We start from the raw sequence: 15,299 nt of genomic DNA, 5'->3' as shown, positions 1-15,299 counted from the left end.
TACAAAAATAATTTAAATAAGATAAAAGCTTAATAAAATGATTAATTATTTAAAAAACACACTAAAAAAACAATGAAAAAACTTAAAAAGGCTTTAGAAATTAAACGAAACAATATATAATGTAATTGAGGTAAAATTTTAAATTGGGTATATATTTATAAAATTAGGAGTGTGAGGATATAGTGAATCAGTTAAAAATAACTGAAACAGCATTAAGGGATGGGCATCAGTCTTTAATTGCTACAAGGTTAACCACAGAAGAAATACTACCTATATTAGAAACTATGGACAAGGTAGGATATCACTCTATGGAAGTTTGGGGTGGAGCAACGTTTGATGCATGCATACGTTTTCTAAACGAAGACCCATGGGAAAGATTAAGGGAAATAAGAAAAATAGTAAAAAATACTAAATTACAAATGCTTTTAAGAGGACAAAATCTTCTTGGATATAGAAACTATGCAGATGACCTAGTTGATAAATTTATTAAACTTTCGCTGGAAAACGGTATCGATATAATAAGAGTATTTGATGCGTTAAATGATGTTAGAAATATCGAAGCATCTGTGAAAGCTATCAAAAAATATGGTGGGCATTGCCAGTGTGCAATTTCGTACACTACAAGTGATGTTCATACAACAGAGTATTACTTAGGTCTTTTAAAGGACATGGAATCTATGGGGGCGGATTCTATATGTATAAAAGATATGGCTGGAGTTTTAACTCCGTATAACGCTTATGAGCTAGTCAAAAAGATGAAATCTATAAGTAACCTGCCAATAGAATTACATACGCATTGTACTAGTGGGATAGCGGATATGATATATATGAAAGCTGTTGAAGCTGGAGTAGATATAATAGATACCGCAATATCTCCATTTTCGGGAGGAACATCTCAACCTCCAACAGAATCCTTAGCTGTAACATTTAGTGAAATGGAAAGAAATCCAGGATTAAATATGGAAGCTTTACTAGAAGTTGCAGAATACTTTAAACCTATAAGAGATAAATATATGGAACAAGGTACTTTAAATCCAAAAGTGTTATTGACAGAGCCTCAAACTTTAAATTATAAGGTTCCAGGCGGAATGCTTTCTAATTTACTTTCTCAGTTAAAGCAACAAAATGCAACTGAAAAATACGAAGATGTATTAAAAGAAGTTCCAAGAGTTAGAGCAGACCTTGGATACCCTCCATTAGTTACACCTATGAGTCAAATGGTAGGAACTCAAGCTTTATTCAATGTATTAACTGGAGAGAGATATAAACTAGTTCCAAAAGAAATAAAAGATTATGTAAAAGGACAATATGGAAAAGCTCCAGCACCTATAGATAAAGATATTAAGAAAAAAATAATAGGTGAAGAAGAAGTTATAACTATAAGACCGGCAGATCTTTTAGAACCAGAATTTGAAAAGATAAAGTCTGAAGCTGGGAAATTAGCTAAGTGTGATGAAGATGTATTAACATATGCATTATTCCCACAAGTAGCACCGAATTTCTTAGAAAATAAATACAATCCAAAAAAAGAAGAAGAGTTAAGTGAAGAAAATAAAATTCACTATATAACAGTAACTATGTAGAAAATGGGTGATAATTAATGTTTGGTAATGAAATAAGTATAATGGAAGCTATCAATATAACTATATCTAGTATGACTATAGTATTTTTAACTTTAATATTGATATCTCTTGTATTGTCTTCGTTTAAATATATATTTAAAGCAAAACCACAAGTAAAAACAGTTATTAAAAAAGAAGTAGAAAAAGAACAAATAGCTTTTGATGAAGATGATGAAGAAGATAGAGTAGTAGTTGCACTTGCAGCATCTATAATGGCAGGTGAAGGAAAAATAAATCCTAATCTTCATGTAAAGAGAATAACAAGAATAAAATAATAGCTATAATAATGAATTTTTAAGGGAGAGATAAAAATGAGCGCTAAAACATATCACATAACATTAAATGGAAAAGTTTATGAAGTTGAAATTGAAGAAGTAAAAAAAGGAGAAAGACCACAGCCTACAATCCAAGAGAAAGCACCACAACCTAAGAAGGAAGTTCAAGTTGCAGGTTCAGAAGAAGCTATAGATGCTCCAATGCCAGGAACTATAGTAAATATAATGGTTAGTAATGGGGACAAAGTAAAGAAAGGCCAAGTTATAGCTATACTTGAAGCTATGAAAATGGAAAATGAAATAGTAGCTCCAATAGATGGAACAGTTATTTCTGTTGATGTTGAAAAAGGGCAAAATGTAAATCTTGGGGATAGCTTAGTACAAATAGGATAATCGTATAGAAAATAGGGGGCGTTACTGTGTTAGAAATGTTACAGACTTTCTTTGCAAACACTGGATTTGCAATAGTAGATTATAGACAAATAATAATGATTTTAATAGCATGTGTATTTTTATACTTAGCTATAGCAAAGGGGTATGAACCATATCTTTTAATACCTATATCTATAGGTATGCTTCTTGCTAATATGCCAGGAGTTGACTTAATGAAAGCAGCTACCGATTCGGAAAATGGAGGACTTTTATATTACTTATATCAAGGAACAAAATTAGGAATTTATCCACCTCTAATATTTTTATGCATAGGTGCAAGTACAGATTTTGGTCCGATAATTGCAAATCCTAAAACACTTTTACTAGGAGCAGCGGCTCAATTTGGTGTATTCTTTGCATTTATGGGAGCTATACTATTAGGATTTACAGGTCCAGAATCGGCATCTATAGGTATAATTGGGGGAGCAGATGGTCCAACAGCGATATATTTAACAGGAAAATTAGCGCCACATCTATTAGGAACTATAGCTCTTGCAGCATATTCTTATATGGCACTAGTTCCAGTTATACAACCTCCAATAATAAAAGCTCTGACTACTAAAGAAGAACGTATGGTAAAAATGGAGCAATTAAGACCTGTTTCAAAGACAGAGAAAATAATATTCCCAATAGTTATAATGATATTAGTTATAGGGTTATTGCCAACAGCGGCACCTCTTATAGGAATGCTTATGTTTGGAAACTTAATAAAGGAAAGTGGAGTGGTTCCAAAGTTAGTTGAAACTGCAACAGGTCCTATGCTATACATAATAACTATAATATTAGGATTAACTGTTGGAGCGACAGCAAATGCAGAGACATTTTTAACTTCACAAACGTTAGGAATAACTGCTATGGGACTTGTAGCATTTGCAGTAGGAACAGCAGCAGGAGTTTTATTTGGTAAAATAATGTACAAAGTAAGCGGCGGAAAGGTTAATCCAATGATAGGAGCAGCAGGAGTTTCAGCAGTTCCTATGGCAGCAAGAGTTGTTCAAAAGGTTGGTCAAAAAGAAAATCCTTCAAACTTCTTACTTATGCATGCAATGGGACCTAATGTTGCAGGTGTTATAGGATCAGCTGTAGCAGCAGGAGTTTTATTACAACTATTTGTTAAATAATAAAAATAAAAGCTATTTTGATATAAGATATGAGTTCTAGCTTTAGAGCTTCTTATATTGAAATAGCTTTTTAGCTTTAGTTATCGTTAACTTGAAAATTTAAATAGTTGACAAAAAGGTTTTAATCTATGTACAATAAAAATGTAAACTATTTAATTTATATGGTTAACTAATAAGGAGGATATATGAAACTAAACACTAAAGAATTAATAATTTGTGCCATGTTTGCAAGTATAACAGCTATTTTAGCTCAAATTGCAATACCCCTTCCATTTTCAACAGTTCCACTTACTATGCAAGTATTTGCAGTAACAATAAGCGGAGTAATACTTGGGGCAAAAAAAGGATTTGTAACTCAGGTTATATATATATTATTGGGAGCCATAGGAATGCCCGTATTTGCACAAATGAGCGGAGGAGCTGGTATATTATTTGGATATACAGGTGGGTTTATAATGGCTTTTCCATTAATGGCATTATTAATAGGATATGTAAGCGATAAATATGACACTATATTACCTATAATGATAGCTATGATTATATCTCTTATGATAAATTATACCATAGGAACATTATGGTATTCATTTGTAGCTGGAGTTGGATTTATTGAAGGATTTATGGTGTGTGTAGCACCTTTTATAGTAGTAGACTTATTTAAAGTAGCACTAGCTACTACTATTGGAATTAATGTAAAAAGAAGAATTAAAAAAGAGGCATTTTTATGCTAGAAATCAGGCCTCACCATCTTTTTTGCATGAAAGCTTTTATAGGAAGAGGTTACAGTAAAGACTTTACTGATAATATGACAGATATTATTTTAAGTTTAAATAAATCTAAAAATCAAGATATAAAAATTACTGCTAGCTTAGATAGTGTATGTTATAAATGTCCTAATAATATAGATTATAAGTTTTGTACTACAGATAAAGAAGTAATTGAAATGGATAAAAAGATAATGAATTATTTCAATATAGAAGAAGGCATATATAAATATGAAAAAATCGAAAATTTGATATATAATAATATAAGTGAATATATAATAGAAGAAGTTTGCAAAAGCTGTAGTTGGTATAAAAAGACAAACTGTAAAGAACTTATACTATTAAAATCAAAAGGAGAACTTTTAGTAAATGGTAAGTAATACATTTAATACAAATGAAATAATAACTATTGTTATGGCTATGATTGAAGATATAAAAAATGAATCAATTTATGGTATAGAAAGTGATGAATTAAATATACCTAATGATATAAGTGAAAAAATAGATAATCTAGGAGATATAGAATGTGAAAATTTCTTTAGCTTACTATATGAAATATCTAATAGAGTATATAATTTGAAAAATGGAGAGCTTCATGAATTAAATATTATTCATAAGGAAATTATTGAATTTTCAAGTGTTTATCTTAAAGAATATATGGTTTAAAATAAAAGTGTTATCTAAAATATTTTAGATAACACTTTTATTTTATATGTTTAAATATAGAAAAAATCTATTCTTTATAATAATATATACATATAAATATTATGGAGGAAAAATTATGAAAATCCTTGTGGTAGAAGATAATTTAAGTTTATTAAAAAGTATTAAAAAAGAATTAGAAAATCACTTTCAAGTTGAGTGTACAGGTAATGGGGAAGATGCATATTTTCTTATAAAGCAAAATATTTATGATCTTGTAGTATTAGATTTAATGCTTCCTGGAATGGATGGAATCCAGATATTAGAAAAAATACGTAAAGAAAATGAGGATGTATTGGTTTTAATTTTAACAGCAAAAGAAAGTTTAGATGATAAAGTTAAAGCATTTATGTTAGGTGCTAATGATTATCTAACTAAACCATTTTATATGGAAGAATTAGTAGCTAGAATATATGCAATGTTAAGAACTAAAGGCAAAATTGATAGTAAAAATACTTTAGAATTTAAAGGTTTGAAGCTTGATTTAAATAAAAAAATTGTAACTATAGATGACAATGAGATAGAAATTCCAAATAAACAATTCAATTTATTAGAATATTTACTTTTAAATAAAGGAACGATATTGTTAAAAGAGCAAATTTTTGATAGAATTTGGGGAATGGAAAGTGATTCAACTATAGATATAGTAGAAGTATACATAAGTAATCTTAGGAAAAAGCTAAGTAAATATGGGTATCATAAATACATAATCACAAAACGAAGAGTGGGGTATATGTTTGATGATAAATAATGATATTTTATATAGCACTAGAAAAAACCTTATAAAAATAAATATAGCTGTTGTTGGTAGCTTTTTAATAATATTTTCACTTTGTATATATAGTTATTTTAAGGTTCAAACATATAATAATGTAGATACACATTTAAAAGAAGAATTAGAATATATAGGAATGCAACTGGATGTAAATAATTTATATTCTACGCCTAAACTATTAGATCCTAAAAATATGGTATATATATACAAAGATAGTAAGGTGAAATTCTTTACTCCAAATGGTTATTTTAAAGATTCTATACCATATAATAACAGTAATGGATTAGGGTTTAATACCTATAAACATAATTCATATACATTTAGAGAGCTTAAATTTAATGTAAATGGATATACAATTCAAATTATAAGAAATATAGATTCTGAAATGGGACTTCTAAACAAACTATTAGTTATATTTTTTATAGGAACAGTTTTAGCTATAGTAACAACTTATTTCATAGCTTTATACTTAACAAAAAAAGCGCTTGTTCCAATTGAAAAAACATGGAGTAATCAAGTGAAATTTATACAAGATGCATCTCATGAACTGAGAACACCTATAACTATAATTTCATCTAAACTAGAAAGTTTATTAAAACATCCTGAAAACTCTATAAGTGATGAAATTGAAACTATTGCAGATGCGATGAAAGAAAATAGAAGATTAAAAAAAATGGTAAACGATTTACTAGATTTAACGAAAGAAGAAAGTATAACCAAATTGAATCTAGAGGAATTTGATGTATATGAATTAATAAAAAATATAAGTAATGACTATATGGAAATTTCAGATATACACGAAAAGAAATTTAGTTACAGTTTTAATGGAAATAATCCTTTTATAGTAAGTGATAAATGCAAGTTAAGACAGTTATTAATAATTTTTATTGATAATGCATTTAAATATACAAATGAAGGTGACAATATAAATATAAGTGTAAACAATAAAGAAAATATATGCATCATATCTATAAGAGATAGTGGAATAGGAATTGATGAAAAAGATATAAATTTAGTTTTTGATAGATTCTTTAGAAGTGATGCTGTAAGAGAAAGTGGAATTGATGGATCGGGAATAGGTCTTAGTATTGCAAATATGATTGTAAAGAGTTTAAAAGGAAATATAAAAGTTTATTCTAAACTAAATGAGGGCACAGAATTTAATATAACTTTACCGAAAAAGCTAAAAAATAATTGATTTAGAAAACAGTGTATGGGTATAATTAGAATATCTTAATAAGAGTAATTAATTTACAGAAATGTGATAAAGTTACAGAATAAAAGTTCTTTATAAAATATAATATAATAAAGAATTAAATAGTAAAAATTAAAATAAATATATAGATATATTAGGAGGAAAATATTATGGCTAAAATAATAAATACAGGAAATTTTAGAGGTGCAGTAGAAGATAATCAAGGTGTCGTAGTTGTAGACTTTTTTGCAACATGGTGTGGACCTTGCAAAATGTTAGCTCCAGTATTTGAAAGTGTTTCAGAAGAATTAAATAATGCTAAATTTGTAAAGGTTGACATAGATGAAAGTTTAGAATTAGCTCAAAAATTTGGAATATCAACAGTTCCAACTATGATGATATTTAAAGATGGTAAAGTCGTTGATAAATTAGTTGGATTTATGCCAAAAGAAAGTTTAAAAGCTAAAGTAGAATCTCATTTATAAAATTTATTAAATGATTGGACTTATTAGGGTGCTAAGTTATATTAGCACCCTAAATTACATATATTTAATGGGTAAATAATTTGAAAGCAGGTGGATTTAATGAGATATGATATAGCTGTAATAGGAAGCGGGCCAGCAGGAATATCTGCAGCAATAAATGGAACAATAAGAAATAAAAAAGTAATTTTATTTGGGAATGATGATTTAAGTGCTAAATTAGTTAAAGCTCCATCAATAGATAATTACTTAGGATTTTATGATATAAGTGGAAATGATTTAAAGGATAAATTTAAACAACATTTAGAAGATATGAATATTGAAATTACTAAGTTAAAGATAAATAATGTATATGCTATGGGAGAGTATTTTACATTAATGGCTGGAGATGAAATGGTTGAAGCTAGCACTGTTATAATAGCAACAGGTGTTGAATATGGAAAGCCTATAAAAGGTGAAGAAGAATTTTTAGGAAAAGGTGTAGGATATTGCGCAACTTGTGATGCACCATTATATAGAGATAAAAATGTTGCAGTAATAGGTTATAATCATGAGGCTGAAGAAGATGCAAACTTCTTGAGTGAAATTGCGGCTAAAACATATTTTATACCTATGCATAAAAATGAACTTAATTTAAATGAAAATATAGATGTTATAAAAGATTTTCCACTTGAGATACAAGGCGATAATTTAGTTAATAAATTGAAGCTTAGAAATCAAGAATTAGATGTTGATGGTGTATTTGTTATGAAAGATAGTGCTTCTCCAAAGGCTTTAGTACCAGGAATAGAGACTGAAGGAGTACATATAAAAGTTAATATAAATATGGAAACTAATATACCAGGATGCTATGCTTGTGGGGATTGTGCAGGTAAGCCATATCAATATTTAAAATCAGCAGGTCAAGGTCAAATAGCTGCACTTAACGCAGTTAGCTATTTGGATAAAAAGAAGAGAGAAAGCCTAAAATAAAAATACAGAAAACCTCCTTTTATTTTTAAAGGAGGTTTTCTGTATTTTTATAATTTAATCATTTAATATTTTTTTATTTTTTAAGCTAATTGCAATTATAATTGCGCAAACAGTTAAAACTATAGTTGCACATATTCCAGCTTCTGGACCGAAAATTCCACCAGATATAAAATCACTTCCTTTTAATTTTAAATCAAAAATAGAACCTATTAAAGCTTTACCTCCGCTAACCTCGAATCCAAAAACATTTCCTTGAGAAAAATTCCAAGCTGCATGAATTCCACATACTCCCCATAAATTATTTGTCTTTATTACATACATACCTAAAAATAATCCAACTAAAATTATATTAAGCACAGCAATAAATGTTACACCTGGATTAGCTAAATGAACAACGCCAAAGAATACTGAAGACACTATTAGACCTACTACCGGAGTATATCTTGCTCCTAAAACATTCATAAGCCAGCCTCTAACAACTATTTCTTCATTGGCACTTTGAATCATCCAAGCTGGAATAATTAGCAAAACATTTGATAAGGCAAGAGTTCCGATTGCTTGCTTTGGAGTATTATCCACAGTAACAGAACCAAATAAGTATAATAAAGCTACAGTTGAAGTCATCATAAAAAGACCTATACAAAATCCTTTTAGATATTTTATAATGAAATTATTGCTAGTAAAACCTATAGAAGAAAATTTTCGCTTTTCAATAAGCTTAACCCACAAAAATACCATTAATATAGTTGGTAAAGTTAGCAATATATGTTCTAAAAATAAGTTAGCAAAATTAGGACTTAGGTTCAAAAAAGAAACTAATTTATCAAAGGGGTTATATATAACAGGGATTAAAAATTCTCCTAAAATTTGACCCAATATGATCATTAAAAGTGCTAATATTGGACCGAGAATGATATTTGCTAAATATTTACTTTCTTTTGCTTTAATAAATAGATTGTTCTTTGGTAAAAACAAATCTACCACCTCCTATTGTTAATATTTGTATATAAACTTATAATATGCTTTGATTTAACAAATTTTAAAACTTTATTAAATTAGAAAAATATTATAGTAGAAATAAAAAAACATATGTGCTATTATAATTAATACCAGGTGATAATACTTTATTATTATATTAAAGCATAATATAATAAAGTATTATACTTGTAAAGTTCTAGTTTTGGAGGAATTTAAATGAGTAATATAAAATTGGTATGTGACAGTTTGTCGGATATACCTAAAGAATTGATAAATAAATATGACATACATGTAGTTCCATTAACTGTTATATTTGATAATAAGGAGTATATTGATGGAGTTGATTTAAGCAAAGAAGAGTTTTATAAAATGTTAAGAAATAGTGAAAATATGCCTAAAACATCTCAATGTACATATATACAATTTTTAGATACTTTTAAAAAATATATAAGTCAAGGTAAAGAGATACTTTATATAGGAGGTTCATCAGCTGCATCAGGAACATTACAAAGTGCAACTATGGCAAAAAACGACTTAGATGGAGAGGTATATATATTTGATACAAAAAATTTATCTATAGGTAGTTCTTGCTTTGTTTTATCAGCAGCAGAAATGATTGAAAATGGAGAACCTGTATCTAATATAATTAATCATCTAGAAGAAGTTAAGAAAAGTATAAAAATATTTTTTACTGTAGATACATTAGATTATTTGCAAAAGGGTGGAAGGCTGTCTTTAGCAAAGGCAACTATAGGAAATATGTTAAATATAAAGCCTATCCTTTCTGTAGAAGAAGGTGTTGTAAAGCCTGTAGGGCAAGTAAGAGGAAAAAAGCAAGTTTTAAATAAAATAATAAATACAATAAAAGAAAATATAGGAAATGATTTAAGCAAAAAAAGAGTAATGCTTACTTATGGAGATAATGAACTTGAGCTTATTTCATTTAAAGAAAAAATAGAAGAAGAGTTTGATGTAAGTAAAATAATAGTTGAAAATGTTAGTTCAAGTATATGTTCACATACAGGACCTGGTATAATAGGTATAGTTTGTTCTGATATATAAAAAGACTGTTTCAAATTAATTTGAAACAGTCTTTTTAATAAATTAAATTAAATTAAGCCAAGCCAAATAAATTAAATATACAAGTTGTTGAAAAACATACTATAAACGCAACTAGAGTAGGCATTAAAAATCCAACTGCAGTCCATTTAAGACTTCGCGTTTCCTTTTTTATTGTCCATAGTGTTGTTGCACAAGGCCAATGCAAAAGGCTAAATAGCATTGTATTTATGGCAGTTAAATAAGTCCAGCCATTATCTTTCAAAACCTCTCCAAGTGCATTTAAACTATCAAATTCAATCATGGAACCTGTTGCCAAATAAGACATTAATAGTATTGGGATTACAATCTCGTTTGCAGGGAATCCTAAAATGAATGCAAGTAATATAAACCCATCAAGTCCAATGAAGCTTGCGATTGGATCTAAAAAGCTTGCTACGTGTGATAATACACTCATATCACCTATATAAATATTTGCAAATACCCATGTAATAAGACCTGCAGGTATTGCAACTAATACAGCTCTACCCAATACAAAAATAGTTCTATCTATTATAGATGTATATATAACTCTACCTATTTTAGGTGTTCTGTAAGGTGGAAGTTCTAATGTAAAAGTTGAAGGAACTCCTTTTAATAGTGTTTTAGATAAAATATAAGAAACTAATAGAGTAGTTACAATTCCAAATATTATACAAAGTGCTATACAAAGGGCAACAATAGTACTACTCACAAAAGAGTTTTTGATAAAATATGTGAAAAAAATTGTAGCTATAGCTATTAATGTAGGGAAACGCCCATTACAAGGTACAAAGTTATTTGTAAGTATAGCAATTAATCTTTCTCGAGGAGAATCTATAATTCTACATCCTATAACACCTGCTGCATTGCATCCAAATCCCATACACATAGTTAAACATTGTTTACCATGGCAACAAGCTTTTTTAAACATATGATCTAGATTGAAGGCCACTCTAGGTAAATATCCGAAATCTTCAAGAAGAGTGAACAGTGGGAAAAATATTGCCATAGGAGGAAGCATAACTGAAATAACCCATGCAAGAGTTCTGTACATTCCATAGCTAATCATTTCGTTTAACCACAAAGGACACTGAATAGATGATAAAAAGTTATATAAAAGAGGTTCGAATTTAAACAAGAAATTAGAGAGTAGGTTTGAGGGCACATTGGCACCTTCAATAGTAATCCAAAGGATTATACAAAGCATTAAAAGCATTAATGGCAATCCAAGTATTTTAGATGTAATTATTTTATCAATTTTTTCATCTCTATGGAATTTGCTTTTATTTTGTATTATGACACTTTTATCATAAAGTTTTTTTGCATATTCATACATATTCATACTCATAGAATCTCTAATTGAAATTTTATTAATATCCTCTGGCAATTTTGCTTTTATTTTATCTATTTCAGTTTTGTAGTCTCCATTTATATAATTATTCATAGAGTCATATATACTATTATCTCCATCAATTAACCTAAGACCTAGCCACCTAGATTTTATATAGGGTATACTTGAATACAAATCGCTTTCTATAATTTTTAATAAATCTTCTATATTTTCATTATATTTTATGATCTTATTATTATAGTGGTAAGAATTGGTTACGACTAAATCTAAAGTTTTAAGCAAATTATCCATACCTTCACCGCTTCTAGCTGATGTTAAAACAACAGGAATTCCAAGTTGATTTTCTATAATTTCTTTATTTATAAAAATACCTTTTTTTCTTGCTTCATCAACTAGATTTATACAAAGTATAACATTATCTGTAAGTTCCATCACTTGAAAAGCTAAATTTAAATTACGTTCTAATGAAGTAGCATCAGCTACTACAATGACTGCATCTGGATTTCCAAAGCAAGCGAAATCACGGGCTACTATTTCTTCCTGGGATGCCGCAAATAATGAATAAGTACCTGGTAAATCAATCAAAGCAAAATCTTTTGAATTATACTTAAAGTCCCCTCTAGCTGTACATACTGTTTTCCCCGGCCAATTTCCAGTATGTTGCTTAAGTCCAGTTAAATAATTAAACACAGTGCTTTTTCCGGTATTAGGATTTCCAGCAAGGGCTATTATATATTGATTATCTTTTTTGTCTATGTTAAACATATCTTTTAATGATTTTATCTTAGTTGAATTATAAGTTAACCCCATAATTTTATCCCCCCCTTTTTAAATTTAAGGTTTATATATATGAAACTAAAATTTTTTGACCTTCTTCTTTTCTAAGTGCAATCATAGCACCTCGTATATTATATACAGTTAAATTATCTTTAGGACCACGTCTAACGACATTTATTAAAGCACCATTAGTTAAACCAAGCGCTAACATTCGCTCTCTTAGGTAACCTTCTGATAAAAGTCCTTCTACCTTAACGGTGCTACAAATATCTACATCAGTAAGCTTTACCATAAAAATACCTCCATTTTAATAAAAGTAAGAAAAAATTTTAGCCTAAGCTAAATTTCTTACAATAAATATTATGAAAAATTTTATGAGGATGTTACATTAATTTAGAATATATTACATGAAAATCTAATATAGTAGATATGAGATTGGATTTAGGAGGAGAAAGTTTGAGGGATCTTAATCAGTTTTATACATTTAAAGAATATATGAAAGATAATAGTCTAAGTCCTAATGAAGAAGACTATATTGAAATGATTTATAGATTACAAAGTGAAAATGAAAATGTAAAAATAAAAGATTTATCAAAAGCTTTAAATATAAAACCATCATCTGTAAGTAATATGGTAAGAAAATTACAGCAAAAAAAATTATTAACACATGAACTTTATGGATCAATAAATTTAAGCGATTTAGGCGCAGATATGGGGAAAAAATTTTTAGAAAGACATAATACTATATACGAATTTTTAAAATTAATTGGATTGGATGAATACTTGCATGAAGAAACGGAAAAAATAGAACATACGATAAGTCTAGAAACTTTAGTAAGAATAAACAATTTGATTAATTTTTTTGAAGAAAATGAAGGGATATTGGAAAGGTTAAAAGTATATCAAAATTTATAAGACATATTACATATATTAGTCGAAAATTATTAAATTGAAAAATATTACAATAATGTAACTGTGAAAATCTTAATTAATGATATAACATATATAAGGTAAATAATAATTATATGTATAAAATTCAAATGAATAATATGTAGTTTTAATTTAGGAAAAATAATTAATTCAAAAAACATATCAAAATCATATAGATTTCACATTGAAAAACTACAATTAGAGTTAAGAAGGAAGTGAGAGGATATGACTATAGTTTTAATAACTGCAGTTTTATTAGTATTAATGTACGGATTATATGTTGCTGCATATATATCTGAAAACGTAGTTGATGACAGTATATAATAGAAAGATAATATATAAAAAGCCTTAGAAATTTTCCTAGGGCTTTTATTTTTTAGTCTATATTTGTATAAAAAGCTATACCAATACTTCCAGGACCAACATGAAGACCGATTACAGGACCTATTGATTGTATTTTAACTGTAGTATTTAATTTTTTTTCTAAATAACTAGCAAGTTGAAGACCTTCTTCTTCACAATTTATATGGTGGACTATTACATCTCCAAGACCTTTATTATCAATTTCTTCAAAAAATGTAGATACTAACTTGTCTATAGCTTTTTTTCTGGTTCTTACTTTTGTAAAAACAGAAGTGGTACCATCTGTAACTGTTAAAATAGGCTTTATTTGCAAGATAGAACCTAAAAGAGCAGAAGCACTTCCTATTCTGCCTCCTTTTTTTAAATAATCTAGAGTATCAGGAGAGAATATAAATTTACTATTAGATAAAACTTTACTTGTTCTATCTATAACTTCATCCATAGATTTACCATCAATTGCTAAACGCGCAGCTTCAATAACTGCAAATCCCATTTGCATACAGTTTGTCTTTGAATCTATTATATTAATATCTGCATTAGGGTAGTCTTCTAGAATCATATTTTTTATTAGGTTAGCACTAGAATATGTACCACTCATATTTGAAGATAGAAAAATTCCTAAAATAGAATCACCATTTTCCACTATACTTTTAAATACATTTAGCATTTCATCTGGAACTGGTTGAGATGATTTAGGTATCTCAGATAAAGCATCCATTTTAGTATAGAAAGTTTTATTATCTAAGTCCAACTCACGGAAACTTTCATTATCCATAAAAACATTAAGAGAGACTACCTTTATATCAAATTTTTCTATGTATTCAGCAGGTATGTAAGATGTACTATCTGTAATTATTTTAATACCCATAAAAACCTCCTTCTATATATATAAATATATTTATAAAAATTGCGATAATTCATTATATAATAAAATGATTGGATTGTAAAATATAATAAGGCACTATACAGTGCCTCTTATTATATAATATTATTTACAATTTTTACAAATACCATGAAGTATAACAGTACAAGATGTAATTTCTATATCGAGTTCGTTAGAAATAGCTGAAGGAATATTCTTTAATATATCTGAATGAATATCTTGTATGTTTCCACAAACGTCGCAAATCATATGATTGTGTTCTATTACGTTAGCATCAAATCTATCGGGAAGACCAGGCATACTAACTTTTTGAATATAACCGTGATTTACAAGTTGAGATAAATTTCTATAAACGGTACCTAAACTTAAGTTTGGATTATCCTTTTTTAGATAATCATATATAAAATCTGCAGTAGGATGAACAGTGTTGTCCTTAACGGCGTTCAATATAAGTTCTCTTTGTTTTGAAAATTTCAAAATACCACCTGCTTATCATTGTTTTTATCATAAATATACCCTAAAGAGTTAATTTATAATCAAATTATATTATAAACTAAAATTAAAAATAATAAAATAGAGTAGCCTAATAATTAAGCTACT

General features: G+C 28.1%; 18 protein-coding genes. 13 read left to right on the top strand and 5 right to left on the bottom strand.

All coding sequences use genetic code 11. The features are described 5' to 3' along the window. Positions 1 to 182: 182 nt before the first annotated feature. The 11 genes from GFJ41_RS09465 (at position 183) to GFJ41_RS09415 (ending at position 8,337) form a co-directional block, all read left to right on the top strand. Positions 183 to 1,583 (top strand): oxaloacetate decarboxylase subunit alpha, encoded by a 1,401-nt coding sequence (locus tag GFJ41_RS09465; protein WP_170075194.1) that lies wholly within the window; start codon positions 183 to 185, stop codon positions 1,581 to 1,583. A 17-nt stretch (positions 1,584 to 1,600) separates the two neighbouring features. After that, positions 1,601 to 1,897 carry an OadG family protein gene (locus tag GFJ41_RS09460; protein WP_035114910.1) on the top strand — a complete coding sequence of 99 codons (297 nt, stop codon included), beginning with the start codon at positions 1,601 to 1,603 and terminating at the stop codon, positions 1,895 to 1,897. A 36-nt stretch (positions 1,898 to 1,933) separates the two neighbouring features. Beyond that, positions 1,934 to 2,290: a biotin/lipoyl-containing protein gene (locus GFJ41_RS09455; protein ID WP_170075193.1), complete on the top strand. Its 357-nt coding sequence runs from the start codon at positions 1,934 to 1,936 to the stop codon at positions 2,288 to 2,290. A 35-nt stretch (positions 2,291 to 2,325) separates the two neighbouring features. Next, positions 2,326 to 3,450, top strand: coding sequence for a sodium ion-translocating decarboxylase subunit beta (locus GFJ41_RS09450; protein WP_035115600.1), 1,125 nt, complete (start codon positions 2,326 to 2,328; stop codon positions 3,448 to 3,450). Between the two features lie 185 nt (positions 3,451 to 3,635). Further along, positions 3,636 to 4,178, top strand: a complete 543-nt coding sequence (locus GFJ41_RS09445) for a biotin transporter BioY (RefSeq protein WP_170075192.1) — start codon at positions 3,636 to 3,638, stop codon at positions 4,176 to 4,178. Beyond that, positions 4,172 to 4,591: a DUF1284 domain-containing protein gene (locus GFJ41_RS09440; protein ID WP_170075191.1), complete on the top strand. Its 420-nt coding sequence runs from the start codon at positions 4,172 to 4,174 to the stop codon at positions 4,589 to 4,591. The genes GFJ41_RS09445 and GFJ41_RS09440 overlap by 7 nt, the downstream gene beginning before the upstream one ends. Beyond that, on the top strand, positions 4,581 to 4,877 hold the full coding sequence (locus GFJ41_RS09435; RefSeq protein ID WP_170075190.1) for a hypothetical protein: 297 nt from the start codon (positions 4,581 to 4,583) through the stop codon (positions 4,875 to 4,877). The genes GFJ41_RS09440 and GFJ41_RS09435 overlap by 11 nt, the downstream gene beginning before the upstream one ends. A gap of 115 nt (positions 4,878 to 4,992) precedes the next feature. Beyond that, positions 4,993 to 5,664, top strand: a complete 672-nt coding sequence (locus GFJ41_RS09430) for a response regulator transcription factor (protein ID WP_035114899.1) — start codon at positions 4,993 to 4,995, stop codon at positions 5,662 to 5,664. Then, positions 5,654 to 6,886, top strand: coding sequence for a sensor histidine kinase (locus tag GFJ41_RS09425; RefSeq protein WP_035114897.1), 1,233 nt, complete (start codon positions 5,654 to 5,656; stop codon positions 6,884 to 6,886). The genes GFJ41_RS09430 and GFJ41_RS09425 overlap by 11 nt, the downstream gene beginning before the upstream one ends. A 167-nt stretch (positions 6,887 to 7,053) precedes the next feature. Next, a complete protein-coding gene (gene trxA / locus GFJ41_RS09420) occupies positions 7,054 to 7,368 on the top strand; it encodes a thioredoxin (RefSeq protein WP_035114895.1) in 315 nt (104 codons plus the stop codon). A 99-nt stretch (positions 7,369 to 7,467) separates the two neighbouring features. Continuing rightward, positions 7,468 to 8,337 carry an NAD(P)/FAD-dependent oxidoreductase gene (locus GFJ41_RS09415; protein ID WP_035114892.1) on the top strand — a complete coding sequence of 290 codons (870 nt, stop codon included), beginning with the start codon at positions 7,468 to 7,470 and terminating at the stop codon, positions 8,335 to 8,337. A 54-nt stretch (positions 8,338 to 8,391) separates the two neighbouring features. On the opposite strand, the gene GFJ41_RS09410 is transcribed toward GFJ41_RS09415, so the two are convergent. Next, positions 8,392 to 9,312 carry a CPBP family intramembrane glutamic endopeptidase gene (locus GFJ41_RS09410; protein ID WP_226890243.1) on the bottom strand — a complete coding sequence of 307 codons (921 nt, stop codon included), beginning with the start codon at positions 9,310 to 9,312 and terminating at the stop codon, positions 8,392 to 8,394. Between the two features lie 219 nt (positions 9,313 to 9,531). Between GFJ41_RS09410 and GFJ41_RS09405 the strand changes: the two genes are divergently transcribed. Beyond that, a complete protein-coding gene (locus tag GFJ41_RS09405; protein ID WP_035114888.1) occupies positions 9,532 to 10,377 on the top strand; it encodes a DegV family protein in 846 nt (281 codons plus the stop codon). Positions 10,378 to 10,429: 52 nt separating this feature from the next. Here GFJ41_RS09405 and feoB read toward each other — a convergent pair whose 3' ends face one another. Next, complete coding sequence (feoB, locus tag GFJ41_RS09400) at positions 10,430 to 12,556, bottom strand: ferrous iron transport protein B (RefSeq protein ID WP_035114886.1); 2,127 nt, start codon at positions 12,554 to 12,556, stop codon at positions 10,430 to 10,432. Positions 12,557 to 12,587: 31 nt separating this feature from the next. Then, entirely contained in the window at positions 12,588 to 12,815 is a 228-nt protein-coding gene (locus GFJ41_RS09395) for a FeoA family protein (RefSeq protein WP_035114884.1), read from the bottom strand. A 164-nt stretch (positions 12,816 to 12,979) separates the two neighbouring features. On the opposite strand from GFJ41_RS09395, the gene GFJ41_RS09390 reads away from it, so the two are divergent. Further along, a complete protein-coding gene (locus GFJ41_RS09390; RefSeq protein ID WP_021429425.1) occupies positions 12,980 to 13,438 on the top strand; it encodes a metal-dependent transcriptional regulator in 459 nt (152 codons plus the stop codon). A gap of 391 nt (positions 13,439 to 13,829) precedes the next feature. On the opposite strand, the gene GFJ41_RS09385 is transcribed toward GFJ41_RS09390, so the two are convergent. Both GFJ41_RS09385 and GFJ41_RS09380 read right to left on the bottom strand, forming a co-directional pair. Beyond that, a complete protein-coding gene (locus GFJ41_RS09385) occupies positions 13,830 to 14,684 on the bottom strand; it encodes a DegV family protein (RefSeq protein ID WP_035114882.1) in 855 nt (284 codons plus the stop codon). Positions 14,685 to 14,804: 120 nt separating this feature from the next. Then, entirely contained in the window at positions 14,805 to 15,176 is a 372-nt protein-coding gene (locus tag GFJ41_RS09380) for a Fur family transcriptional regulator (protein ID WP_021429510.1), read from the bottom strand. Positions 15,177 to 15,299: the final 123 nt, after the last annotated feature.

Origin of the sequence: Paraclostridium dentum, from assembly GCF_012922555.1 — a bacterium.
GTDB lineage: Bacteria > Bacillota > Clostridia > Peptostreptococcales > Peptostreptococcaceae > Paraclostridium > Paraclostridium dentum.
Note: the sequence above shows the minus strand (reverse complement) of the source record. Positions and strands in the feature narration are given on the sequence as shown.

Excerpts from the sequence above, each read along its gene's own strand:
- GFJ41_RS09460 (WP_035114910.1), top strand. The coding sequence starts at position 1,601 with ATGTTTGGTAATGAAATAAGTATAATGGAAGCTATCAATATAACTATA.
- GFJ41_RS09455 (WP_170075193.1), top strand. The coding sequence starts at position 1,934 with ATGAGCGCTAAAACATATCACATAACATTAAATGGAAAAGTTTATGAA.
- GFJ41_RS09450 (WP_035115600.1), top strand. The coding sequence starts at position 2,326 with ATGTTACAGACTTTCTTTGCAAACACTGGATTTGCAATAGTAGATTAT.
- GFJ41_RS09445 (WP_170075192.1), top strand. The coding sequence starts at position 3,636 with ATGAAACTAAACACTAAAGAATTAATAATTTGTGCCATGTTTGCAAGT.
- GFJ41_RS09440 (WP_170075191.1), top strand. The coding sequence starts at position 4,172 with ATGCTAGAAATCAGGCCTCACCATCTTTTTTGCATGAAAGCTTTTATA.
- GFJ41_RS09435 (WP_170075190.1), top strand. The coding sequence starts at position 4,581 with ATGGTAAGTAATACATTTAATACAAATGAAATAATAACTATTGTTATG.
- GFJ41_RS09430 (WP_035114899.1), top strand. The coding sequence starts at position 4,993 with ATGAAAATCCTTGTGGTAGAAGATAATTTAAGTTTATTAAAAAGTATT.
- GFJ41_RS09425 (WP_035114897.1), top strand. The coding sequence starts at position 5,654 with ATGATAAATAATGATATTTTATATAGCACTAGAAAAAACCTTATAAAA.
- trxA (WP_035114895.1), top strand. The coding sequence starts at position 7,054 with ATGGCTAAAATAATAAATACAGGAAATTTTAGAGGTGCAGTAGAAGAT.
- GFJ41_RS09415 (WP_035114892.1), top strand. The coding sequence starts at position 7,468 with ATGAGATATGATATAGCTGTAATAGGAAGCGGGCCAGCAGGAATATCT.
- GFJ41_RS09405 (WP_035114888.1), top strand. The coding sequence starts at position 9,532 with ATGAGTAATATAAAATTGGTATGTGACAGTTTGTCGGATATACCTAAA.
- feoB (WP_035114886.1), bottom strand. The coding sequence starts at position 12,556 with ATGGGGTTAACTTATAATTCAACTAAGATAAAATCATTAAAAGATATG.
- GFJ41_RS09395 (WP_035114884.1), bottom strand. The coding sequence starts at position 12,815 with ATGGTAAAGCTTACTGATGTAGATATTTGTAGCACCGTTAAGGTAGAA.
- GFJ41_RS09385 (WP_035114882.1), bottom strand. The coding sequence starts at position 14,684 with ATGGGTATTAAAATAATTACAGATAGTACATCTTACATACCTGCTGAA.